This window comes from Halomonas sp. KO116, assembly GCF_000734975.2.
GTDB lineage: Bacteria > Pseudomonadota > Gammaproteobacteria > Pseudomonadales > Halomonadaceae > Vreelandella > Vreelandella glaciei.
Genome location: NZ_CP011052.1, coordinates 2,251,517 through 2,274,649 on the forward strand (window position 1 = coordinate 2,251,517; position 23,133 = coordinate 2,274,649).

Here is a 23,133-nt window from a genome sequence, read left to right on the forward strand (position 1 = left end):
AGCCATATGCATATTTACAATACGCTGACGCGTCGCAAAGAACCTTTCACCCCGCTTGTAGCGGGAAAAGTCAGCATGTATGTCTGCGGCATGACGGTGTATGACTATTGCCATCTTGGTCATGCCCGCGTCATGGTCGCCTTTGACGTCATCACCCGCTACCTGCGTGAGCGTGGCTACGATGTTAACTATGTGCGCAACATTACCGATATTGATGACAAGATACTGAAGCGTGCTGACGAAAATGGTGAAAGCATCACCGCGCTAACCGAGCGCATGATTGCCGCCATGCACGAAGATGAAGCGCGTCTGTTTGTTTTGCCACCGACTCATGAGCCCCGCGCCACCGGTCATATCGACGATATCGTGGCAATGATTGAAACGCTGATTGAAAAAGGCTTTGCCTATGCGGCCGATAACGGCGATGTTTACTACCGTGTACGCAAATTTGCCAATTACGGCAAGCTCAATAATCGCCAACTAGACGATATGCGCTCTGGTGCTCGGGTGGATGTTGATGTTCATAAAGAAGACCCACTCGACTTTGTACTTTGGAAGGCTGCCAAACCGGGTGAGGCCCACTGGTCGTCGCCGTGGGGGAATGGGCGTCCCGGCTGGCACATCGAGTGCTCGGCGATGTCGACCTGCTGCTTGGGTGATACCTTCGATATTCACGGTGGCGGGCCGGATCTAACCTTTCCGCATCATGAAAATGAGATTGCGCAAAGCGAAGCGGCCACTGGCAAGACCTACGTCAACACCTGGATGCACGCTGGGGCAGTGCGGGTGAACAAGGAGAAGATGTCCAAATCTCTGGGCAACTTCTTCACCATTCGCGATGTACTGGCCGAACACGACCCTGAAGTGGTGCGCTTTCTGCTGGTGGCCAGTCACTATCGTAGCCCGATCAACTATTCGGTGGATTCACTGACCGAAGCACGCAAATCGCTGACACGTTTATACACAGCGCTAGAAGGCGTCGACACTGACACTATTGCCAGCAGTAAGGCATCCCCTTACCGAGAGCGTTTTACTCAGGTCATGGACGATGACTTCAACACGCCTGAAGCGCTGGCGGTCATGTTTGAGCTGGCGCGTGAGGTCAATCGCGCCAAGCAGGAGCAGCCCGACGAGGCCGCTAGGCTTGGGGGCGAGCTCAAGCAGCTAGGGGCTATTTTGGGGCTGCTTCAGCAGGCGCCGCAAATTTTCCTGAAAGGCACGCAGCAACAGGGTATGCCGCTTAGCGAAAGCGAGATTGAAGCGAAAATTGCTCAACGTATTGAGGCGAAAGCGAATAAGGACTTCGCTCAGGCGGATGCGATTCGCGATGAGCTCTCAGCCCTAGGGATTATTCTTAAAGACTCACGCGAAGGTACTTCTTGGGTGTTAGAAGCAACTTAAACGCCGATGGCTTTATCTTAGGCTCTGACTTAAACGCTGATGGCTCTTATACTTCATAAGAGCCTCAGTAAAAAGCCCACTTCAAAAGGAATTTCAAGATGCGCTTTTCAGCTAATCCTATCATTGCTAAGCCCCTAATCGTTGCTTGCGCCGTATCCGTTTTTTCCCTTTCCCAGGCCAGCGCCAATGAGCCGGTAGTGGTGTCCTCCAAGATCGACACGGAAGGGTCGGTGTTGGGTGAGCTGATCATTCAGACCTTGGAACGCAACGATATTGCTACCGAAAACCGCTTACAGCTTGGTGGTACTAGCGTTGTGCGGTCGGCATTAGAAGCTGGCGAAATTGATGTGTACCCTGAGTACACGGGCAATGGTGCCTTCTTTTTTGATATGGCCGACAGTCCAGTGTGGAACGATGCGGATCAAGCGTTCGAAACCGTTAAAGAGCGTGACGCGGAACAAGGCTTGGTCTGGCTGCAGCCAGCTAGTGCTAACAACACCTGGGCAATGAGCGTCCGCGAAGACGTAGCCACTGAAAATGAATTGGTCAGTTTAGAAGACCTCGCGGCCTATCTGGCGGAAGGAGGGGAGTTCAAATTCGCCGCCAGCGCTGAATTTGTGGAATCCGCACAGGCGTTACCTGCGTTTCAGGAAGCCTACGGTTTTGAATTGAGCGATGAGCAACTGCTGGTGCTGTCGGGTGGCAATACTGCTGCCACCATGCGTGCCGCCGCCCAGCAAACCAGTGGCGTTAACGCCGCCATGACTTATGGCACCGACGGTGGCTTAAGTGCACTGGGTCTGGTCGTACTGGAAGATACTAAAGGCGTGCAGCCCGTATACCAGCCTGCCCCCGTGGTGCGTGAAAGCGTGCTGGAAACGTATCCCGAAATGGAAGCGCTGCTCAACGAGGTCTTTGCCACCCTTGATCTGGTCACTCTGCAAACGCTAAATGCAGATGTTGCCGTTAACGGGCTGTCACCGACCCAAGTGGCCAGCGACTATCTGGATACGCTAGCTGATTAATGTGTTTATGCCTGGGATAGCTAATTAATGTCGTTGCTGGATGCATTGTCCACCCCTCGGCTTCGCTGGGATGGGCGGCACCCTAACACTGTGCTTGTTAGCCTCAGTCTTATCATGCTGGCCGCATTCTGGAGTTTGGACGTGGTTAGCATGGCTCCCAATCGGATTGTTCAGGGAACGAGCTACGGCGCGCTTGAGGCCTTAGGCTGGCCCGGCGCGCTGTTAGCCACATTACTGCTCAGTTTCATTGGCATATTAGCGTGGCAACCGAGTCACCGGCACTATCGCGCTCTGTTAGCGGCAGTAATGACCTTGATGGCACTCATGCCCGTGGGGTTAATTGCCAGCAGCTATTTACTGATTGACCCTGAACTGCCCCAGGCGCGTTTAGGCCTGGGGGCAGCGTATTGGGTAGTGCTGTTTGTATTACTACTGTGCTTAATTGAAATACGCTTACGCTTAAAGCTCACTCGTCTCTGGCCCACGCTGCTGTTATGTGGCGTGGCATTGGTGTGGTGGCTGTGTGCAACTTTGTGGCTGGATAGCCTTGCCTTGGTGCAGGAGTTTAAGGCGCGTGATCGGCAGTTTCTGAGAGCTATTGGTCAGCACGTGACGCTGGTTGGGGTTGCCGTCAGTATTAGCGTGGTGGTTGGCTTAGTGCTAGCGATGCTGATGCGCCGCTATGCACGGCTGCAGAAAAGCGCTTTCGCAGTACTCAATTTTCTACAAACCATTCCCAGTCTTGCCTTGTTTGGCCTGCTACTGGCGCCGCTTGCTTGGCTTGCTGCCAACGTGCCATTGCTAGGCCAGCTTGGCGTTAGCGGGATCGGTACGACGCCTGCCTTGATCGCACTGATTGCCTATAGCCTGCTCCCCATGGTGCGTAACACCTATATCGCTCTTGAAGAAGTAAGCCCCGATACCCTGGAAGCCGCCAAGGGGATGGGAATGCGTGCTGGCCAGCGTTTTTGGCAGGTGCGGCTACCGCTGGCGCTGCCGGTGCTACTTGAGGGGGTGCGTATTACCACGGTTCAGGCCATTGGTCTTACCGCCGTTGCCGCTTTGATCGGGGCGGGTGGGCTCGGCACCTTTATTTTTCAGGGTTTGGGTCAAGCAGCCATGGACATGGTTCTGCTCGGCGCACTGCCCATTTTAATGCTGGCTCTGGTCGTGGATGCGGGCTTGGGCGCCCTGGCAGAAGCACTGCGCCCCGGAGGAACACGATGATTGAGCTTTCCCATGTTTCAAAGCGATTTGGTGAAGAAACCGCGGTGGATGATATTTCGCTGCGTGTGCCTAAGGGCAAATTTTGTGCGCTGGTAGGTACCTCCGGCTGTGGTAAATCGACCACGCTGCGCATGATCAATCGCTTAATCGAGCATAGCGAGGGTGACATTATTCTGGATGGCCAGGCCATTGAGGTGTATGACCCGGTAAAGCTACGCCGCCGGATTGGTTATGTCATTCAGCACACCGGTTTGTTCCCTCACTGGAACGTGGCGCGCAATATTGGTTTGGTACCGCGTTTATTGAAGTGGTCAGCCGCCGATGTCCAGGGGCGGGTCGAAGAGTTGATGGACTTGCTAGGCTTGCCTGTCGGGGAGTTTGCGCATAAATATCCTCACCAGCTTTCAGGTGGGCAGGCGCAACGAGTCGGTGTGGCAAGGGCATTGGCCGCGGACCCCGATATTTTGCTGATGGATGAACCTTTCGGCGCCCTTGATCCGATTACCCGTGAAAAGCTTCAGGATGAGCTGGCCAAACTACAGGCGCGGCTGCACAAAACGGTGGTCTTCGTTACCCATGACATGGATGAAGCCCTCAAACTAGCGGATCATTTGGTGGTGATGCGCGAAGGGCGAATCGTGCAGCAGGGTTCTCCGCTCGCGCTGTTGCAACAGCCAGCCGACTCGTTTGTCGAGTCATTGTTGGGAGGGCTTGAACGGGGGCTCAAACAGGCTGCTTTAACCCGCGTTAAAGATCACATGACCTCCATGGGGCCGACTCTGCCCGCTCAATCACGAATCCCGGCCGATTTTTCGCTGCGTCAGGCGCTTTCCATGATGCTGCGCGACCACAGCGATAGGCTTACGGTAGTCGATCAGCACGATGTCCCCATTGGCGAGCTATCGCTGCGCAGGATTATCAAGGAAGCACAACTGGATAAAGGAAGTGCGCGTGAGTAATTCGCTGAGTATCGCGCAGCCACGCAAAAGAGCCCCGCTGTGGCTTTGGCCACTGGTGTGGGGAGCACTGCTGTTGCTCAGCGTTGTGGCCATGTCTGCTGCCGAGCCACTGTTTCGCTGGATAGAACCCGATGCCAGGCAGGTGATTTATGACCGCGCTGATTTCTATGTGCTGCTGGGGCGCCACCTCCTTGTGGTGGGAATAGCGGCGATTGTGACCGTCGTCGTAGGCGTCTCAGCTGGCATTGTGGTGACTCGCGATCGCGGCAGTGATTTTTTACCGTTGGTAGGGCAGTTGGCTTCGCTGGGACAAACCTTTCCGCCGGTGGCCGTGCTGGCGCTGGCGGTACCTGTACTCGGATTTGGTACCTTGCCCATCATTGTCGCCTTGATGCTGTATGGCATGTTGCCCATCGTGCGTAATACGCTTGCCGGACTGCAGGAGGTTGATATCGACATAAAGACCGCCGCACACGCCATGGGCATGACACCGACACAGACATTGCGTTATGTCGAGCTGCCGCTGGCGGCCCCAGTCATCCTGGCGGGCATTCGCACCTCTGTCACCATTAATATCGCCACGGCTGCTCTGGGGGCGACTGTTGGAGCCAGTAACCTTGGCGACCCGATTATCTCCGGCATCGTTAACGGCAATATGGCCTATGTAGTTCAGGGGGCGCTGACCATTGCGTTATTGGCATTGACGGTCGACAGCCTGTTTGAAGTGCTGCAACAACCACTGCGTTCTCGGCTCTCTGCGGCTTAAGTTGTATCCCTAAAGTGCTTGTGCTGCGTTACTGTCGCAGTAGTTGTATTGGCCCATGGCAGATAAATCCACTGGCAAAAATGGCCAATACCAACAACACTGCCCTCAAAAGGGGTAAAACAAGGACAATAATGATGACTGAGTACGTGCACCAGCCGGACTTCATGACCGGCGACGAATTTTCGATTCCCACCTTTAGCCTGCTCTGTCCGGAAGGCGAGTTACATGACGGCGCCATTGAACCGGCGCTTGAACGTGACCATGCCCGGCGCATTTACCAGGCAATGCTGGCCACGCGTATTCTCGATGAACGCATGATGGCCGCTCAGCGCCAGGGGCGGTTGAGCTTCTACATGCAGTGTACCGGGGAAGAGGCCGCCGTAGTGGGCGCCACCGCTGCGCTAAATGACGCCGATATGATTATGGCGCAGTACCGCGAGCAGGGCGCCTTGATGTATCGCGGCTTCTCGATCGACGAATTTATGAATCAGCTGTTCGGCAACGAGCTGGACTACGGCAAAGGCCGTCAAATGCCGATTCACTACGGGTCACGCAAGTTGCACTACATGACCATCTCGTCTCCCTTAGCGACTCAGATTCCTCAGGCCACGGGCTACGCCTACGGCCAAAAATTGGCTGGTAACGGTCACTGCACGTTAACTTTTTTTGGGGAAGGCGCTGCCTCCGAAGGTGATTTCCACGCCGCGTTGAATATGGCCTCAGTGCATCAGGTGCCGGTGATTTTCTTCTGCCGTAACAATGGCTATGCCATTTCCACGCCTGCCGTCGAGCAGTTTGCCGCCGACGGTATCGCCCCGCGTGCCTTTGGCTACCATATGCACGTGATCCGGGTAGATGGGAACGACGTGCTGGCTGTTTATGAGGCAACTCGGCAGGCACGCAAGATCGCCGTTGAGCAAAATCAGCCGGTATTGATTGAGGCCATGAGCTATCGCCTTGCCGCGCACTCCTCTTCCGATGACCCTTCTGGCTACCGCTCGAAAGATGAGGAGGAGGTGTGGCGCGCCAAGGATCCCGTACTGCGTTTACAAAAATGGCTCTTGAAAAAGCAGTGGTGGAGTGAAGAGGAGGAGGCCTCCCAGCAGGAAACCCTGCGCCGTGAAGTGCTGGAAACCATGAAGCGGGCTGAGAAGCGCTCGTCGCCGCCGCTAGAGAGTCTGATCAGCGATGTGTATGCCGATATCACCCCAGCGCTGCAGCGCCAATTCGATCAGTTAAAACGCCATATCCGTCGCTACCCCGAGGCTTATCCCCGCGGGGCGCAGTCGTTGGATCTAGACGTAGGCACCGAGACTGATACCCAGGGAGAGGCGTAACATGGCGACCATGAACATGCTCCAGGCAATTAATAATGCACTGGATATCGCCATGGCAGAGGATGAAAAAGTCATCTGCTTTGGTGAAGACGTGGGTATTTTTGGCGGCGTATTTCGGGCCACCAGTCACCTGCAGGAGAAGTACGGCAGAGCGCGCTGCTTCAACACACCTCTTGTCGAGCAGGGTATTATCGGCTTTGCCAACGGCTTGGCGGCCCAGGGCTCGGTGCCTGTGGCAGAAATACAGTTTGCTGACTATATCTTTCCCGCGTTTGACCAGATCGTTAACGAAACCGCCAAGTTCCGCTACCGCTCAGGCGATCTGTTTAACGTTGGCGGATTGACCATTCGCACCCCTTACGGCGGCGGCATCGCCGGTGGCCTTTATCACTCACAATCCCCCGAAGCTTATTTCACCCATACACCTGGGTTAAAGGTGGTGGTGCCGCGCAACCCCTATCAGGCCAAAGGGCTACTGCTTGCCGCTATTCGCGACCCGGACCCGGTACTTTTTTTGGAGCCCAAACGCCTCTATCGCGCTTCGGTAGGCGACGTGCCCGAAGAGGATTACCAGCTTCCCATTGGCGAAGCCGAAATCACCAAAGAGGGCACGGATATTACCGTGGTGGGCTGGGGCGCGCAGATGGAGGTGATCGGCAAAGCGGTCGAGTTAGCCGAAGAGCAGGGCATCGCCTGTGAAGTGATCGACCTACGCTCACTGCTACCCTGGGATGCCGACACGGTAGCGGAATCCGTATTTAAAACTGGCCGCCTGGTCGTCAGCCACGAAGCTCCATTAACCGGCGGCTTTGCCGGTGAAATTGCAGCCACTATTCAAGAGCGTTGTTTTCTCTACCTGGAATCGCCCATTGCCCGGGTGACGGGTCTGGATACGCCTTTTCCGCTGGTGCTGGAAAAAGAGTATCTGCCTGATCACCTGAAGATTTTTGAAGCGATTCGCGAAAGCGTCAACTTTTAGTGGCTATTAATGCCTAAGTACGCATGGGGAGAACAACAATGAGCGATTTTTTACTGCCGGATATTGGCGAAGGTATTGTCGAGTGCGAAGTCGTCGAATGGCGCGTCGCTGAAGGCGATCAAATTGAAGAAGACCAGCCTATCGTTGAGGTCATGACCGACAAGGCCCTGGTGGAGATTACCGCCCCCGAAGCCGGCGTCGTGACCAAACTGTATGTGGCCCAGGGCCAAATTGCTAAAGTGCATGCGCCGCTATTTGCTTATCAGGTGGAGGGGGAGAATCAAACCAGCGACCTGACTAGCAACAATAAGAGTGAGGCCGAGACAGAAATGGCCCAATCGGCCGCCAGTGAAAAGCCGAGCGAACGGGCGGCAGAACCCTCCACCGTTACAGCTACGCCGGCTGCTGGCCGCTTATCTAACAAGGTGCCAGCCAGCCCCGCCGTTAGACGTCTAGTGCGTGAACACGCCTTACAGCTCACGGAGATCGCGGGTAGCGGTAAAGATGGCCGAGTGCTAAAAGAGGATGTGCTAACGCATCTTGACCAAGCATCGCAAGCCGCTACCCCATCCAGCCAAGCAGCGGTTAAAACCCAAGCCGAAAGCAGCGCGCCCAGGGTAGAGCCACTGCGCGGCGTGCGCGCGGTGATGGCCAAGCGTATGGTGGAAGCGGCGAGCACCATTCCCCATTTTCACTACGGCGAAGAGATTGACGTGACCGCACTGCTGGCGCTGCGGGAGCGCTTAAAGCCGCTAGCCGAGGCACAGGGCGAACGGCTGACGCTAATGCCGTTTTTTATGAAAGCCATGGCACTGGCGGTCGCCGAAGAACCCATCGTTAATGCCCAGTTAAACGCAGCGGGGGATGAACTGCATTATTATCCCCAGTGTAATATCGGTATGGCTGTCGATAGCAAAGCGGGCCTTATGGTGCCCAATGTTAAAAACGTTGAGCGCCTAACCCTGCTGGAGATTGCGCGGGAAGTCGGCCGGTTAACCACGGCGGCACGAGAAGGGCGGGTGGATCAAGCCGATCTAAAAGGCGGCACTATTAGTATTTCCAATATCGGAGCGCTGGGAGGCACCTACGCCGCGCCGATTATTAACGCCCCAGAAGCCGCCATTGTGGCGATTGGTAAAACCCAATGGTTACCGCGCTTTGATGAGCAGGGTGAGGTGCAGCGCCGCGCGATTATGACCATCACCTGGGCGGGCGATCACCGCTTTATCGACGGTGGTACCATTGCGCGTTTCTGTAATGCCTGGAAGGGCTTTCTGGAAGCCCCAGAGACCATGCTGCTTCACTTGGGCTAGCAGGGCGACTTATGTCCCAGGCACCGCTTCAGCAGTTTTACATACCCGAAGAGCAGTCGGTTTATCTGCTGAGTCATCACGATGCCCGCAAGCTGAAAGACTGGGTGGCGCTGTGCCAGGCGCAGCTCTCCCAGTTGGGCTATCAGGGCATCGAGCTCATTGGCAAGGGCGCCTACGGTTTTGTATTTGCTGGCAGCACCGTCCACCAAGGTGCTGTAGCGCACTATGTCTTTAAATTCTCGCGCATTACCCTACCCACGCACTTGCAGGAACGCCTCGAAGAGGAGGCGTTTATGCTCGAGCAGGTGTCCCATCCTCGCATTCCAGGTCTCATTGCCTACCAGCGTTCCCGGGGGCAGTCCATTCTGGTGATGGAGCGTGCCCCCGGCTGGAATCTAGAGCAGGTATCGCTTAAACAGGGGCGCCTGTCACCCCGCTTGATTGTTCGCATGGCGGCGCAGTTGGCCGACATCCTGCTTACCCTGCGCCGGGAGTCAGGCCCCCAGGCACGGCCGGTGGTACATGGCGATATCAAGCCTTCTAACTTGGTGTATGACGCCGAGCAGGAGTCTATTGCGCTAATCGACTGGGGCTCATCGGTATTTGCCCAATTGGATGCTCAACTGCAGTTTGTGGGCGCGAACGTCATGGAGCTGATGTCGGATAATCTGCAGCAAACCAATGCCCGATTGGGCGATGTTTACTTTATTGGCGAAGAGCAGTTAAACGGCGCACTGTCATCGCCGCGGTTCGATGAGCAGGGAGCAGCGGGAACCCTGTATGCGCTGGCGTCGGCGCAGTCGTGTCGATTTGGCCATCGTGCCATTCCCGCCAGTTCGCTGGGGTTACCGATGGAGTTTGCCCGCACCCTGGATGGAATGCTCGACCCTGACCCTCAGGTGCGGCGCAAAGCAGGCGACTACTTTCTAAACCACATGTCGCGTATGGCCAGAGTCGTAATGATCGATCTGCCCGCATCGCACAATGTACCGCTGGTGCCGGTATGGGCGCGCCCCGCGCATCAGGAGATCGATACCGTGGTCTATAGCTCGCGCAAAGCCTTCCTGCGCGAAGCCTTTTCACAGGAAGAGCATGCTCAACAAACCCTGAATGATGTCAACGACGTACAACTCGACCGCTATTACAAACAGTTTATGCAGGGTATGGGTGAAACCGAAAAGGCCTTTTTGGCGTCGGTGAGCCGCTTGGGCAAATATCCGGTGGTGGGGGCTTGGCGGTACGCTGGGAGCGGGAAGGGGTATATATCGACTCGTCGTTAAATTTACACGACCCGACGCTGAAACCTGCGTTTATCGAAGCGGTCAATAATATGGTGCACTTGGCGCGGGCAATTCACCGCCAGGGCGTGTTTAAAAGCTGCTTGTTTAACGCGCGGCAAACACTGCACTTAGAACGAGCTTCCGTGGATGAAGCTTTCGTTAGCGAACCCAGCATGGCGATAGGCTATGAGTTGAGCGCAGTACCGGAGCTCGAGGATCGCACCCGTCAGCACAGCTACTTTGAGGATGGCCCCGACCCAGAAGAGCTGTTGGTACTGCCCGAGGCGATTATGCATGTGCTGCAGCAGCTCAATGATATTCACCATACTGGCATGATCATTTTTGAAGCGCTGCCACAGCACCTCAAAATACATAGCTACTACCGCCTGCTGGATCCGGTTCGAGAGGGAGAGTTCCGCACGCTGCTGGCGCGCATTCTCGCCTCGGTAGACCAAATAGAGGGTCTAGGCGTCTCGGGCTACATGAAGATGCCCTACAAAGACACCCGTTATTTTACTCATCTTGAAAGCCAACCCGAACGCTACTACCCCCGCGACCCGCGGGAGTATGTCCGAAGGGCAACAACGTCCTAATCACGCTGGCTTAGTCACTGCTAGCTTAATCAAGGGGATTAGCTTCCTCCTGATTGGCCAGCCAGTTGACCAGTTCCTCAGCAAGCTCGTCGCTAGCGATACCAAACGCATTAACCACATCAGGTATATCGGTGCTTATTGATTGCGCGCTGGTGGTGAAGCTTTGAGACGCGATTGAAGCGCGGTTTTGAGTGCTGACGAGCTGAACATCGAGCTGAACTTTCACCGTGGGCGGACGGGTAGCGTAGTCGCTCTGAAAGTGACGTAGTTCGCTGAGCAGCAGTTGCTCGGAAGGCAGGCTATCGCTACCCACGCTGGCGAATAGGCGGCTCTGCTGTAACCCAGTGATCAAGCGCGATTGGAGTAAAGCAGGGGCATTCTCTTGCCAGCGGGCAGCTTCGTACACATTAACCACATTACCCTCTGGGTAAACCACAATACGGTTGCTACTCAGTAAATGCCCCGCCTGCGGAGCAGCCACAGCAAGGCGTTGGCGGGTGGTCATAGAATCTGATGTGACGGGCTGTATATCGCTACTGGGCAAACGATACAGCGTCGCTGGCTCACTTTCGGGCAATATTGAACAGCCACTACTCATCAGCAGTACGGCAGTAACGCAGACAACAGAAACGAAAACAGCGGGGCGTAACTTCATGGGCGGAACTCCTCTACCTGATCACGGCCCAGAAAAAAGTCTGTTGGGCTCTCCTCTAGCTGGCGGGTAATACGATCCAATGTATCGAGCGTGGAGCGCAGCGAAGAGAGCGCTGGGGCAATATCTTGCGCGCCCTGCAGGCTGCCCTCGATGGCACCAGCGTTAGTCTCTACTAATTGCTCAATACGCTGAGCCGCACGTGCCACATCATCGCTCGCCTCGGCGGCGCTCTGCATTACCAGCCGGCCCTCTTGACGCAGCAGCTGTGTCGCTTCCTGGCTAAGTGCGTCGATGCTGCTAAGCGTGTTAGTTGCTTGGCGAGTGGCTTCGCCGAAAAGCGCCATATTTTGATCCAAGGCGTTCTGCTGGGCGGCAATCATCTCGGTAATCTGAGCAATGTTGGTTAAAATATTGCCTGCCTGATCACGGTTATTATCGTCAAACAGCTCGTTAACGTTTTTCAGGATTGAGTTGATGTTCTCGATCATATCTTCGCCTTCATCGAACAGCGTGGCGATGGGCGAAGGGTCTGCGCTTATAAACGGCGCTTCGATATCGGTTTGGTCAATCAGCAGCGGGGCTTCAGGGGTGCCGCCGTGGAGTTGCACAGACATGCTGCCGGTGATGCTGGCAAAGGCAAGTTTTGCCCGGGTGTCTGTCTTGATCGGTGCGTCATCGTAAACGCGGATATGGGCAATCACCTGCCGAGGGTCATCAGGATTAAGGTTAAGCTCGGTGACGTCCCCCACCTCAATACCGTTATATTGCACTCGGCTGCCGACCGATAAGCCGCTAACGCTGCGCTCAAATAGAATGCGGTAAGGCTGGTAGCTACGTTCACCGGCTGCGTAGCTCATCCATAGTGCAAACAGCAGCGCCGCGACGGCGGTTCCCAGTGTGAACAGACCTATCAAAACGTGATGTGCGCGGGTTTCCATCGACCCTCACTCCTGAGTGTAAGCATTCGTTGAAAAGGCGGCATGAGCACGCTGAGCGGCTCGACCACGCGGCCCGTGAAAGTAGTCTTGAACCCACTCGTCGTCGGTATCCGCCACTTTATCAATGGTATCTACGACTAATACGCGTTTTTGCGAGAGTACCGCTACCCGGTCGCAAGCGGCGTATAGCGTATCCAAGTCATGGGTGACCAGAAAAACACTGAATCCTAAAGCATTGCGAAGGGTGACCAGCAACTGGTCAAAAGCCGCCGCGCCAATAGGGTCAAGCCCTGCCGTCGGTTCATCAAGAAATAGAATGTCGGGGTCCAGTGCTAAAGCCCGGGCCAGCGCCGCGCGCTTCACCATGCCGCCAGACAGCGATTCAGGGAACTGAAGCGCAGCCTGGGGCGGTAAACCGACCAGCGAGAGCTTTACTCTGGCAAGATGTTCGGCATCTTCACGGGGTAGCTTGGCATGTTCAATCAGCGTTAGCGCAATATTCTCTTGCAGGTTCAGCGAACTAAACAGGGCTCCGCGCTGAAACAGCACGCCAAAGCGCCGCTCTATTTGGCTGCGCTGTTGGTCGTCTAGCTCGTTAAGCGTATTGCCAAGCACTTCAACCGTGCCGCCATTGGGACGTTTCAAACCAACGATACTACGCAAAAGCACTGATTTACCGGTACCTGAACCGCCCACAACGCCAAGAATTTCTCCGCGCTTAAGGGTCAAATCCAGGTTTTCATGAACTACATGGGCGCCGAAACGGTTAACTAATCCCTTTACCTGAATCACCGGTTGATCGGGTTGTGGTGTCGATTTAGCTGAATCTATCACCAGCCCATCTCCATAAAGAACAGCGCGGCGACGGCATCAATCAGAATCACCATAAAAATCGATTGAACGACGCTTGACGTGGTGTGTTCTCCCACCGACTGCGCGCTGCCGCTGACCTTAAAGCCTTCAAGGCAGCCAATAACGGCGATCACAAAGGCAAACACCGGTGCTTTGCTAAGGCCTACCAAAAAATGCGTCACCGATACGTCTTTTTGCAACGTGGCCATAAACTGGGTAAGTGAAATATCCAGTGATAGGGAGGTGACCATGGCGCCACCCGCTAAGCCGCTGAGCATACCTACAAAGGCGAGCATGGGCAGGCTAATTAACATCGCCATTACCCTTGGGAGTACCAAAAGCTCGATAGGATCTAGCCCTTGGGCCTGCAGGGCATCAATCTCTTCGTTGGATTTCATGGCGCCGATCTGGGCAGTAAAGGCGCTGGCGGTTCGTCCTGCGAGTAGGATCGCAGCAAGCAGAACGCCGAACTCCCGCAAGAAAGAGAACGCAACAAGATCGATGGTATAAATGGTGGCGCCAAAATCCTGCAAAACGGTAGCGCCAAGGAAAGCCACGACGGCACCCACCATAAAGGTGAGTAGTGCGACGATGGGTACGGCGTTAAGACCGCTTTGCTGAATATGGGCAACGGTGGCCGTTAAACGCCAGTGGCGTGGCCGCAATGCCAGATGGAAGAGGGTGGCCATGACAAGACCAATAAAGGCCAGCAGCTGGTGCTGCTGAGACCAAAGCCCCACCATTTGTTGGCCCACACTGGCAAGCGCTTGGCTAATACGTGAATAGGAAGGAGGAGGAGCATCAAGCGGCGCTTCCATGGCTTCGGCAATACGCACAAGCAGTGCCTGCTGCTCTCTCGGCAGCTCTGCTGCCCAGTCGGCTACTGCACGCGCTTTCTCAACGCCAATCAGCTCAACGATGAGTATGGCACCAGCGGTATCAAGGCGCGTGATCGCGTCTAGCGAAACTGTCGCACCCGTTGGCTTGCCGGGCTCTGTGTTAATGAGCTCTGTGTTAATGAGCTCTGTGTGAATAAGCGCCGTTTTGATATGCCGGTAGTTGGCAAGCGTCCACTCGCCTTTGAGGGTTACTGTTTGATCATGACGCGCTATCCACTCGCTTGGCATCCCCACTCCTTGGCGCTCTTGGTATCGATGCGCTTGCTTAGAAGTCTATGATGCATTCAAACGGGCGTTAGTTAAAGTCTCCCTAGCTTGAATTTACCGTGCCGAGCGGTCTCTTGGCGCTAGTTCCTGCTTAATCTGATTAGCGACTTCCTTGAGACGAGGGCCTAAGTTATTAACCAAGCGGTCGTGATCCAAGCGCAGGCTGGAGCCGCCGCAGTTAATCGCCATGACCTCGGCGCCATCTTCCAAAATCAGCGGCATCGCCACGGCGCTAATATCGCGCTGCCAATCCTGCTCAGAGAGGCAAAAACCGTACTGCGCATAGTCTTTAAAGCTCTGTTGTATACCCGCTTCATAACGCGGCCAGTCACTACCATACTCGCTGGCCAACTCCTGGAGCACCTGCTGGCGCCGTTCGTCAGACAAGCCGCATAGCCAGGCACGGCCAATCGCAGAAGTGGCAATGGGCAGGCGGGAGCCCGTGTCCAGGCGAATGATTAGCGGGCCGTGGCCATGGCAGGTTTCCAAATAAACCATATCGCTGCGGTCAGCGCCGCCCAGGCTAACGTTGCAGTCGGTAGCATCGGCAAATTTTTGTAAATGCGGACGGGCAATTTCGCGAATGCCCATGTTAGCGAGAAAGCGATACCCCAAAGCTAAGACACCTGGGCCGAGCCGATACTTCTCCAGGTGGGTATTGTGCTGGAGATAGCCCAACTGGGTCAGGGTATAGGTTAACCGTGACACCGTCGGGCGAGGAATACTTGTACGGTTGGACAGCTCAGCATTGCCTAAATACTCTTCACCTGCGCCAAAGGCGCGCAGCAACTCTAAGCCGCGCGCGAGCGCAGTCACAAAGTTGCGATCTTTTCCGGGCAACTGCGGGTCGTCAGCATCAGTGTCGGTGGGGTGCATTCAATATCCCAACAATAGGTGGCTTATGGCGCCCAGTATCGCATATCTACTTAGACGCAGCGTTCATGCCTATCAACGAAATAGCGGCTGTTTGACACTAAATCAGCTGTCCAGACGCTCGATAATTGTGGCAATGCCCTGACCGACGCCGATGCACATGGTAACCAACGCATAGCGCCCACCGGTCGTTTCAAGCTGTCGGAGAGCCGTAAGCGCCAAGCGTGCTCCTGAAGCCCCTAGGGGATGGCCAATGGCGATAGCGCCGCCGTTGGCATTCAAGCGTGGATCGTCGACGGAGAGCCCCAACTGCTGCACGCAGCCAAGCACCTGAACGGCAAACGCTTCGTTAATTTCAATCACATCCATCTGCTCAAGGGTAAGCCCGGCACGCGCCAGCGCTTTTTGTGAAGCGGGTACTGGCCCTAACCCCATCACCCGCGGCGCAACACCGGCAACGGCGCTGGCGACAATGCGCGCGCGTGGGGTTAAGCCTACACGCTCACCGGCAGCCTGGGTGCCCACAATCAGGGCGGCGGCACCGTCGTTAAGGCCTGAGGCGTTGCCTGCGGTCACCACGCCGCCCTCAAACAGTGCGGCTAACTTGGCCAATTTATCTTCCGTGCTTTGCGGACGTGGATGCTCGTCTTTATCTACCAGCAGGGGCGGCTGTTTGCGCACTTGAGGAACCTCAACACCCAACATTTCGCCGTCGTAGAAGCCGGCTGCCAGTGACTGGGCGTAGCGCGCCTGGGAGCGGGCGGCAAACGCATCGCTGGCATCGCGGCCAATATTCAGGTCGTGGGCAATGTTATCGGCGGTTTCCGGCATGCTGTGGCTGCCGTACTCTTTGGCAATCCAGGGGTTGGGGAAGCGTGAACCTATCACCGTGTCGAACATCGGCTGGTTGCGGGCAAAAGGGGAGTCTGCTTTACCCAATACATAAGGTGCGCGGGACATGGACTCAACGCCACCGGCCAAAAACAGCTCGCCTTCACCCAGTCGAGCTGCCCGGGCAGCATCCATCATCGCCGCCAAGCCACTACCACAAAGCCGGTTGACGGTTTGGCCCGCCACTTCAATAGGCAGGCCTGCCAACAATGCACCGTGGCGGGCCACGTTACGGGAGTCTTCACCTGCCTGGTTGGTGCAGCCTGCCAACACCTCTTCATAGCTTTCCGGCGCAAAGGGGTTGCGGGCGACCAGCGCTTTCAGCGTCAGCCCCAGCAGTTCATCGGGGCGAATAGCCGCCAAGCTGCCACCGTGGCGGCCAAAAGGGGTGCGTAAACCGTCGTAAATATAGGCGTCTTGCATGATGGTTTTCCTGTTGTTAAGTTGTTGTTAAGCAGTCGTTAGCGACATTTGCAGAGCGGCACGACGGCGCAGCCATGGGCTAGGGCGATAGCGTGGGTCACCGGTGGCCTCGAGCAGGTTATTGAGTATCGTCATAATACGCGTGGCGCCGTAATGGTCACCCATAAGTAGCGGGCCGAAGGGGTAGCCCAAACCCAGCTCAACTGCGCGGTCGATAGTGGCGGGTTCCGCGACGCTTTGCTGGGCAATCTCGGCACCAACGTTAACGATGCAGGCAACAACGCGTTGAAGAACAAAGCCGTTACTGTCTTGAAGCGTGCTCACCGGGGTGCCGTCGTGGTTGAGTAGGCTTTGCGCTGCTTGAATGAAGGTGTGCTGAGTTATCGGTGTGGTCATCATGCTGCGGCGTTTATCTAGCCCCGCGAGCATATCCACCGCCACGCACTGTTTGGCGTCCAGCCCTTGGCGCAGCGCACAGCTAGTAGCGTCTTCACCAAAAGGCGTCAGCAGGCAGAGCGCTTGCTCAGTGGGCTGTGGGCCGGTCTCTAATGGCCAGCCCGCCGTGTTGACCAATTCAGCGAGCGCTGCGGCGGATTCGGGGTCGTCTTGACTGATCCACACCGGGCAAGGAGACACCTCAGCGATAGCGGGCTCATCCGCCATTTGTTGCTTGCCTTCCACATAGCGGTAAAAGCCTTCGCCGGTTTTACGCCCCAGCAAGCCTGCAGCCAAGCGCTGCCGCGTTAGCGGTGAAGGGCGGAAGCGCGCTTCCTCATAATACTGGTGATACACCGATTCCATCACCGCGTGGGAGACATCCAGTCCGGTAAGGTCCAGCAACGTAAACGGCCCCATTCGAAAACCACCCTGATCAACCATAATGCGATCAATGGTGGCTGGGTCGGTAACGCTTTCGCCTAGAATACGCAGCGCTTCGGTGCCGAAGGCGCGCCCGGCGTGGTTGACTAGAAATCCAGGCGTATCGGTAGCCTGGGCAGTAAAGTGGCCCATGGCTTTGCCCAGAGCATTCACCCGCTGGGTGACCTCATCGGCGGTGCGTAAACCAGGAATGACCTCGGCAATCTTCATCAGTGGGACGGGATTAAAGAAGTGGAAACCAATCACTCGCTCAGGGTGTTGGCAGGTAGCGGCAATGGCGGTGACGGATAGTGAAGAGGTATTGGTCGCTAGCACGGCCTGCTGGCTGACAATCGTTTCTAAATCACTGAACAGACCCTGCTTGGCCTCAAGCTTCTCGACAATGGCTTCTACGACGATATCGCAGGGGGCCAGCGCGGCGAGTTCGCTTGCCTCTGTTAACTGCTCACTATAATGCTGCGCCTGCTCTTTAGTGATGCGCTGCTTATCAGCACTTCTCTCCCATAGGCCGTTAATAAACGTTTTGGCTTCTTTTACAGCACCCTCCTTAACATCGAACAGTATGACCTTTAGGCCTGCTTGGGCCGCCAGTTGAGCGATGCCACGGCCCATGGCGCCAGTGCCGACAATGCCAAGCGTGGTGAAGGGGGAAGGTGTTGATTCGCTAGCCATACGCCAAATCCTCGCTGCAAGTGAGTGCTTTATAGATTTTGATTCTGCATTGCAGAACTGTGTTTCAATTATTGACTGACATCCTAGGCTATGCAAAAGTGCCTGACAAGAATAGTGAACAATAGTTTTGCTATGCAAAATATGCGCATTGTCCATGCTCAGCGCTACTTCTAATGATAACGCTAACTATAAAACCCGTTGCCACCAGGAGCCGTCATGATTCGCGATCCCGAACTGATTAACCAGCTTGTCGATACCATCGCCCGTTTTGTCCGTGAACGCCTAATTCCCAATGAGGCGAGACTGGCAGAGGAGGACGCGGTACCGCCGGAAATCCTTGCTGAAATGAAAGAGATGGGGCTGTTTGGGCTTTCGATTCCAGAAGAGTACGGCGGCCTGGGGCTGACCATGGAAGAAGAAGCGTTGGTGGCGATGGAGATAGGTAAAACGTCGCCCGCCTTCCGCTCGGTGTTTGGTACTAACAACGGCATTGGTGCCCAGGGCATTTTGATTGATGGCACCGACGAGCAGAAAGCCAAGTATGTGCCGCGTTTGGCAACGGGGGAGATTCTTAGCTCGTTCTGTTTGACCGAGCCGGATTCAGGCTCCGACGCGGCCAGCCTGCGGACGACCGCGGTGCGCGACGGCGACCACTACATCTTGAACGGCACCAAGCGCTATATCACCAATGGCCCCGAAGCTGACCTGTTCACTGTGATGGCACGCACCAACCCGGAGAATAAAGGCGCGGGCGGTATTTCTGCGTTTATTGTTGAAGGCGACACCCCTGGCTTAGTGCGCGGCGCGGCGGATAGCAAGATGGGCCAAAAGGGGGCTCACACCTGCGATATTATTTTTGATAACTGCCGGGTCCCCGCCGAAAACATTATTGGCGGTAAAGAGGGGCAAGGTTTTAAAACGGCCATGAAGGTGCTGGACCGCGGACGGCTGCACATTTCTGCAGTCTGTGTCGGTGTGGCTGAACGCTTAGTGGAAGAGTCTTTACGCTACACCATGGAGCGTAAGCAGTTTGGTGCTGCCCTTGCCGAGCACCAGTTGATTCAAGCCATGCTGGCAGATAGCAAAACCGAAGCCTACGCAGGCAAAACCATGGTAATGGACGCTGCACGGCGCAAAGATGACGGCGAAAATGTTTCGACGCTGGCCTCCTGCTGCAAACTGTTCTGCGCCGAAATGGTAGGCCGTGTGGCCGACCGCGCCGTGCAGGTGCACGGCGGCGCGGGCTATATGTCCGAGTACGCCGTTGAGCGCTTCTACCGTGATGTACGGCTATTCCGTATTTACGAAGGTACTACGCAAATTCAGCAGATCGTGATTGCTCGGAATATGGTGCGGGAGGCGTCCTAATGGCTTTGTCGGTACCTTACCAAGCGCCGGATGAAAGTATTTTTGGACGTCTCGCTAGCGAACTAGTGGCTGAGCTTCCCGAGCGGCTCAGCACCCGCGTGCTTGAAAATGCCAAACGTATGGGTGATCAGCCCGCCATTGTGGATGGCAGTGTGCGTTGGAGTTATGCAGAGCTGGGTGAAGAAATACACGCCGCCTGCGACTGGTTAAGCGCGTTGGATATTCGCCCAGGCGACCGGATTATGACGGTGAGCGAAAACTGCCGCGCCCTGGTCGTGCTATTGCTGGCCGCCAGCGAGATGGATGTGTGGGTAGCGATTGTGAATTCGCGCCTCTCAGCTCAGGAAGTTGACCTGATCCAGGGCAACTGCTTGCCCCGGCGCGTGTTCTATACCTGCGATGCGTCGCCAGAGGCGTGCCAGCACGCCGAGCGCCACGCCGCCGACCGCTATCAGCACCCTCAGTTGGGTGGGCTGGCGATTTCTTCTCTATACGAGAGCGACCCCGAGCCGGTCTGCGCGAGCGGTGCCGAACAGGTGGCCGCCATGATCTACACCTCGGGCACGACCGGCACCCCTAAAGGCGTCATGCTGACTCATCGTGGCATTCTCTATATCGCCTCAATCTCAGGCGGCATGCGTCACTTAAGCGAAGGCCAACGGGTGTATGGCGTGCTGCCTATGTCTCACGTGTTCGGTCTCTCATCGGTCTGTATGGGGTCGCTGTATAACGGCGCCTGCCTCTATACCGTGCCGCGTTTTGATGCAGCGCATATGCTGGACACACTAAAGCAGGAGCGAATCACCGTGCTCCAGGGCGTGCCCGCTATGTATGCCCGGGCGTTAGAGTTTTTAAAACGCGAGCAACGCACTCTTGAAGCGCCTGAGCTGATTTACATGTCTGCGGGTGGTTCGCCGTTGGATAGCGACACCAAAGTGCGGGTGGAGGCAGCCTTTGGCCTAACGCTACATAATGGCTACGGATTAACCGAGGCCAGCCCCACCATCAGTCAAACCCGTATTGATGATCGCCATACCAACAGCACTGTTGGTCGTGTATTGCCCCTGTTGGAGTATCGTCTGGAACCGCTAAGCGATAGCGGCACTTCCGAGCAGCCCGGTGATGAAGTGGGTGAACTGTGGGTGCGCGGCCCCAATATTATGAAAGGCTACTTTCGCCAACCGGAAGCCACCCGCGCTACTCTGACCGAAGAGGGTTGGCTCAACACCGGCGACATTGCCAAGCTCGATCATGATGACCAGCTGTATATCGTGGGGCGTAGCAAAGAGCTGATTATCCGCTCGGGCTTCAATATCTACCCACCGGACGTGGAAGCGGTGATCAACGAGCACCCGGCAGTAACACTAACTGCCGTGGTAGGGCGCCAGATCGCCGGTAACGAAGAAGTCGTGGCCTTTGTGCAGTGTGAGCCGGGCGTTGACGTTGATATGGCGGAGCTCAAGGCGTTTATCGCCGAGCGGTTGGCGCCTTACAAACGGCCTACTCAAATTGTATTGATGGATATGCTACCTTCCACCGCCAGCGGCAAAATTCTTAAAGGGCGGTTGCGGGATTTAGCACAGCAGGAGAGCGGGTTATGAGCCCTTCGCAAATACATACGTCAGATAAGTCTCAACAAGCGCTGATGGGCTATCACGAACTGCTGGGCATGCAGGTGGTTGAGTGGCAGCCAGACCGCGCCGTGGTGGAGCTCACTATCGAGCCCAAACATCTAAACCGTAGTGGTAATGTGCACGGTGGCGTATTGGCCTCGATGCTGGATAGTGCGCTGAGCTTGGCAGGTCTGCACTGTGACGTACCCGGCAATATTCGCCGGGGAATGACGCTGTCACTGACTACCACCTTTGTTGGACCCGCTCGGCAGGGCGTGCTAAGGGCAACAGGCAGTGTGCGCGGTGGCGGTCAGAAGACTTATATGAGCAGCGGCAAGATCGTCGATGAACAGGGCACTTTAGTGGCCATGGGTGAAGGTTCATTTCGCCGTCGCAGAGGTAGCGAATCGCCTGAGGGCTTTGCGGATAACAACCCCGGGGAGCCTGCTGAGTGAGCCCAGCCCGTCTGCGGGTCTCGCTACTGCTGCTAGTCACTCTGGCAACGCTATACCATCTGGTGGTCGGCAACCTATTTTGGCAGGCGGTTGGCATTGGCGCATTGCTGCTCTATTTAGCAACGCTGGTGGGTCAGCTTACCCGTATGGCCAAAGGGTTGCTGCTGGTGGCGGGCGTGTTGACGCTAGTCGCGTTGTGGCGATCGCCAAACCCCGCTCAACTGCTGTTTGAGGCCAGCGGGCGTTTTGCTTTTTTTGCCACCTTTGTGGTGGCGCTGAGTATGCTGCGCTTACCTGCCTATCGTTCCCGTTTGGTGCGCCGATGCGGTCAGAGTATGTTGCATCAACCCCCCAGCCGCCGCTACCCCATTTTGTCGTTAGGTTCGGCACTGTTTGGAATTATCCTTAATATTGGCGTGCTTAATCTGTTCGCCGCCATGATCGAAAAAAGCAACACGCTAGGCGCCGCCCAAGGGCGCGCCTGGGTTCGCGAAGCTCGCCAGCGGCGCATGATGCTGGCGCTGCTGCGTGGGTTCTCCCTGGCGCCACTTATTTCGCCCATGGGTATCGGCGTCGCCGTCGTGCTGTCGAGCCTTCCTCAAGTCACCTGGCTTGAGCTTGCGCCGTATATTTTGGGCGCCGCAATGCTGATTTTTCTAGCGGGTTGGGCAGTGGATTACTTAACCGGTCCGCATCCGCCTGCCAATAAAGCACAGGCAACTTCACCTTCTTTACGCCCGCTGGCGCAGTTTAGCGTGTTGCTTGTCGGTATTGTCGCGCTGGTGTTCTCTATTGCCTGGCTGCTTGATTTACGGCTGCCTATTGCCGCGCTGTTGGGCGCACCTACCGGTGCATTTCTATGGCTTGCCTGGCAGCGACGCAGGCTCGGCTATGGCGGGCTACCTGCGGCAATGACGGTGGTGCATCGTCAGCTACCTTGGTTGCTGTCGCCCAGTGCCAATGAAATCGTGGTGTTGGGAGCAGCGGGCTATTTAGGCCACTTATGCGTTGGACTAGTGGATACACAACAGTTGGCACCGCTATTAACCGTGTTAAATCAGTGGGCCGCCTTTAATGCCGTGCTGGCTATGCTAATGGTGGTGGGGCTTGCCCAAATAGGCGTTAATCCGATTGTAACGGTGACGCTATTGGTGGGCTTACTGCCACAATTAGCTATTGAGGGCCTGACGCCGCCGCTAATTGGCGCGTCACTCATGGTAGGTTGGGCGCTGGCGCTAATGTCGTCGCCGATGACGGCATCCATGCTGATTTTATCGCGGTTTACCGGGGTGCCCGCCACACGCATTGGCTACCGTTGGAACGGCCGATTTCTGGTAACCTCGATTCCACTGTTAGCGGGGTGGTTTGTCTGGTCACCTTTTTAAGGGGCGCCACAATAAAGAAGCGCTTGACCTTTGTCCGGCGTTTTTTTATTGTTCTTGTTATAAAGTGAAACAATATTCTGCTA

The 23,133-nt window shown here is 55.9% G+C and carries 19 protein-coding genes and 1 pseudogene; 13 read left to right on the top strand and 7 right to left on the bottom strand.

The annotated features are described in order from the left end of the window. Positions 1 to 6 precede the first annotated feature (6 nt). The 9 genes and pseudogenes from cysS (at position 7) to KO116_RS10475 (ending at position 10,880) form a co-directional block, all read left to right on the top strand. The gene (gene cysS, locus KO116_RS10435) at positions 7 to 1,401 is read left to right on the top strand and encodes a cysteine--tRNA ligase (protein ID WP_200897149.1); all 1,395 of its coding nucleotides are present in this window, start codon (positions 7 to 9) and stop codon (positions 1,399 to 1,401) included. A 98-nt stretch (positions 1,402 to 1,499) separates the two neighbouring features. Beyond that, positions 1,500 to 2,426 (top strand): glycine betaine ABC transporter substrate-binding protein OsmF, encoded by a 927-nt coding sequence (osmF, locus tag KO116_RS10440; protein WP_035555590.1) that lies wholly within the window; start codon positions 1,500 to 1,502, stop codon positions 2,424 to 2,426. A 27-nt stretch (positions 2,427 to 2,453) separates the two neighbouring features. Then, positions 2,454 to 3,653: an ABC transporter permease gene (locus KO116_RS10445; protein WP_035555594.1), complete on the top strand. Its 1,200-nt coding sequence runs from the start codon at positions 2,454 to 2,456 to the stop codon at positions 3,651 to 3,653. Further along, the gene (locus KO116_RS10450; RefSeq protein WP_035555597.1) at positions 3,650 to 4,612 is read left to right on the top strand and encodes an ABC transporter ATP-binding protein; all 963 of its coding nucleotides are present in this window, start codon (positions 3,650 to 3,652) and stop codon (positions 4,610 to 4,612) included. Before KO116_RS10445 ends, KO116_RS10450 begins: the two co-directional genes overlap by 4 nt. Further along, the gene (locus tag KO116_RS10455; protein ID WP_045812113.1) at positions 4,605 to 5,378 is read left to right on the top strand and encodes an ABC transporter permease; all 774 of its coding nucleotides are present in this window, start codon (positions 4,605 to 4,607) and stop codon (positions 5,376 to 5,378) included. Before KO116_RS10450 ends, KO116_RS10455 begins: the two co-directional genes overlap by 8 nt. A 134-nt stretch (positions 5,379 to 5,512) precedes the next feature. After that, the gene (locus KO116_RS10460; protein ID WP_035555600.1) at positions 5,513 to 6,715 is read left to right on the top strand and encodes a thiamine pyrophosphate-dependent dehydrogenase E1 component subunit alpha; all 1,203 of its coding nucleotides are present in this window, start codon (positions 5,513 to 5,515) and stop codon (positions 6,713 to 6,715) included. A 1-nt stretch (position 6,716) separates the two neighbouring features. Next, entirely contained in the window at positions 6,717 to 7,694 is a 978-nt protein-coding gene (locus KO116_RS10465) for an alpha-ketoacid dehydrogenase subunit beta (RefSeq protein WP_035555603.1), read from the top strand. A gap of 38 nt (positions 7,695 to 7,732) precedes the next feature. Next, positions 7,733 to 9,007, top strand: coding sequence for a 2-oxo acid dehydrogenase subunit E2 (locus tag KO116_RS10470; RefSeq protein WP_035555606.1), 1,275 nt, complete (start codon positions 7,733 to 7,735; stop codon positions 9,005 to 9,007). Between the two features lie 11 nt (positions 9,008 to 9,018). Beyond that, a pseudogene (locus KO116_RS10475) lies at positions 9,019 to 10,880 on the top strand (protein kinase domain-containing protein). 25 nt (positions 10,881 to 10,905) lie between these two features. Here KO116_RS10475 and KO116_RS10480 read toward each other — a convergent pair. The 7 genes from KO116_RS10480 to KO116_RS10510 form a co-directional block, all read right to left on the bottom strand. Then, entirely contained in the window at positions 10,906 to 11,535 is a 630-nt protein-coding gene (locus tag KO116_RS10480; RefSeq protein ID WP_035555612.1) for an ABC-type transport auxiliary lipoprotein family protein, read from the bottom strand. After that, positions 11,532 to 12,473: an MlaD family protein gene (locus KO116_RS10485; RefSeq protein ID WP_035555615.1), complete on the bottom strand. Its 942-nt coding sequence runs from the start codon at positions 12,471 to 12,473 to the stop codon at positions 11,532 to 11,534. The genes KO116_RS10480 and KO116_RS10485 overlap by 4 nt, the downstream gene beginning before the upstream one ends. 6 nt (positions 12,474 to 12,479) lie before the next feature. Then, positions 12,480 to 13,304: an ABC transporter ATP-binding protein gene (locus KO116_RS10490; protein WP_045812257.1), complete on the bottom strand. Its 825-nt coding sequence runs from the start codon at positions 13,302 to 13,304 to the stop codon at positions 12,480 to 12,482. Then, a complete protein-coding gene (locus KO116_RS10495) occupies positions 13,304 to 14,452 on the bottom strand; it encodes an MlaE family ABC transporter permease (protein WP_035555620.1) in 1,149 nt (382 codons plus the stop codon). Before KO116_RS10495 ends, KO116_RS10490 begins: the two co-directional genes overlap by 1 nt. 93 nt (positions 14,453 to 14,545) lie before the next feature. Next, positions 14,546 to 15,367 (bottom strand): IclR family transcriptional regulator, encoded by an 822-nt coding sequence (locus KO116_RS10500; protein ID WP_035555624.1) that lies wholly within the window; start codon positions 15,365 to 15,367, stop codon positions 14,546 to 14,548. A gap of 102 nt (positions 15,368 to 15,469) precedes the next feature. After that, positions 15,470 to 16,678 carry a 3-oxoadipyl-CoA thiolase gene (locus KO116_RS10505; protein ID WP_035555627.1) on the bottom strand — a complete coding sequence of 403 codons (1,209 nt, stop codon included), beginning with the start codon at positions 16,676 to 16,678 and terminating at the stop codon, positions 15,470 to 15,472. A gap of 27 nt (positions 16,679 to 16,705) precedes the next feature. Next, positions 16,706 to 18,229, bottom strand: coding sequence for a 3-hydroxyacyl-CoA dehydrogenase (locus tag KO116_RS10510; RefSeq protein WP_035555630.1), 1,524 nt, complete (start codon positions 18,227 to 18,229; stop codon positions 16,706 to 16,708). A gap of 216 nt (positions 18,230 to 18,445) precedes the next feature. On the opposite strand from KO116_RS10510, the gene KO116_RS10515 reads away from it, so the two are divergent. From KO116_RS10515 to KO116_RS10530, 4 genes are read left to right on the top strand one after another with little or no spacing between them, the layout of a single operon-like run. Further along, on the top strand, positions 18,446 to 19,597 hold the full coding sequence (locus KO116_RS10515) for an acyl-CoA dehydrogenase family protein (protein ID WP_035555633.1): 1,152 nt from the start codon (positions 18,446 to 18,448) through the stop codon (positions 19,595 to 19,597). Beyond that, positions 19,597 to 21,198 (top strand): class I adenylate-forming enzyme family protein, encoded by a 1,602-nt coding sequence (locus KO116_RS10520; protein WP_035555635.1) that lies wholly within the window; start codon positions 19,597 to 19,599, stop codon positions 21,196 to 21,198. Before KO116_RS10515 ends, KO116_RS10520 begins: the two co-directional genes overlap by 1 nt. Continuing rightward, positions 21,195 to 21,665, top strand: coding sequence for a PaaI family thioesterase (locus KO116_RS10525; protein ID WP_035555638.1), 471 nt, complete (start codon positions 21,195 to 21,197; stop codon positions 21,663 to 21,665). The genes KO116_RS10520 and KO116_RS10525 overlap by 4 nt, the downstream gene beginning before the upstream one ends. Beyond that, on the top strand, positions 21,662 to 23,050 hold the full coding sequence (locus KO116_RS10530) for a hypothetical protein (RefSeq protein ID WP_035555641.1): 1,389 nt from the start codon (positions 21,662 to 21,664) through the stop codon (positions 23,048 to 23,050). The genes KO116_RS10525 and KO116_RS10530 overlap by 4 nt, the downstream gene beginning before the upstream one ends. Positions 23,051 to 23,133 lie beyond the last annotated feature (83 nt).

What these genes read in the sequence shown, in the direction of transcription:
- KO116_RS10485 (WP_035555615.1), bottom strand. Translation starts at nt 12,473, where the DNA reads ATGGAAACCCGCGCACATCACGTTTTGATAGGTCTGTTCACACTGGGA.
- KO116_RS10480 (WP_035555612.1), bottom strand. Translation starts at nt 11,535, where the DNA reads ATGAAGTTACGCCCCGCTGTTTTCGTTTCTGTTGTCTGCGTTACTGCC.
- KO116_RS10465 (WP_035555603.1), top strand. Translation starts at nt 6,717, where the DNA reads ATGGCGACCATGAACATGCTCCAGGCAATTAATAATGCACTGGATATC.
- KO116_RS10505 (WP_035555627.1), bottom strand. Translation starts at nt 16,678, where the DNA reads ATGCAAGACGCCTATATTTACGACGGTTTACGCACCCCTTTTGGCCGC.
- KO116_RS10450 (WP_035555597.1), top strand. Translation starts at nt 3,650, where the DNA reads ATGATTGAGCTTTCCCATGTTTCAAAGCGATTTGGTGAAGAAACCGCG.
- KO116_RS10495 (WP_035555620.1), bottom strand. Translation starts at nt 14,452, where the DNA reads ATGCCAAGCGAGTGGATAGCGCGTCATGATCAAACAGTAACCCTCAAA.
- KO116_RS10445 (WP_035555594.1), top strand. Translation starts at nt 2,454, where the DNA reads ATGTCGTTGCTGGATGCATTGTCCACCCCTCGGCTTCGCTGGGATGGG.
- KO116_RS10460 (WP_035555600.1), top strand. Translation starts at nt 5,513, where the DNA reads ATGACTGAGTACGTGCACCAGCCGGACTTCATGACCGGCGACGAATTT.
- KO116_RS10500 (WP_035555624.1), bottom strand. Translation starts at nt 15,367, where the DNA reads ATGCACCCCACCGACACTGATGCTGACGACCCGCAGTTGCCCGGAAAA.
- osmF (WP_035555590.1), top strand. Translation starts at nt 1,500, where the DNA reads ATGCGCTTTTCAGCTAATCCTATCATTGCTAAGCCCCTAATCGTTGCT.
- KO116_RS10515 (WP_035555633.1), top strand. Translation starts at nt 18,446, where the DNA reads ATGATTCGCGATCCCGAACTGATTAACCAGCTTGTCGATACCATCGCC.
- KO116_RS10510 (WP_035555630.1), bottom strand. Translation starts at nt 18,229, where the DNA reads ATGGCTAGCGAATCAACACCTTCCCCCTTCACCACGCTTGGCATTGTC.
- cysS (WP_200897149.1), top strand. Translation starts at nt 7, where the DNA reads ATGCATATTTACAATACGCTGACGCGTCGCAAAGAACCTTTCACCCCG.
- KO116_RS10470 (WP_035555606.1), top strand. Translation starts at nt 7,733, where the DNA reads ATGAGCGATTTTTTACTGCCGGATATTGGCGAAGGTATTGTCGAGTGC.
- KO116_RS10525 (WP_035555638.1), top strand. Translation starts at nt 21,195, where the DNA reads ATGAGCCCTTCGCAAATACATACGTCAGATAAGTCTCAACAAGCGCTG.
- KO116_RS10520 (WP_035555635.1), top strand. Translation starts at nt 19,597, where the DNA reads ATGGCTTTGTCGGTACCTTACCAAGCGCCGGATGAAAGTATTTTTGGA.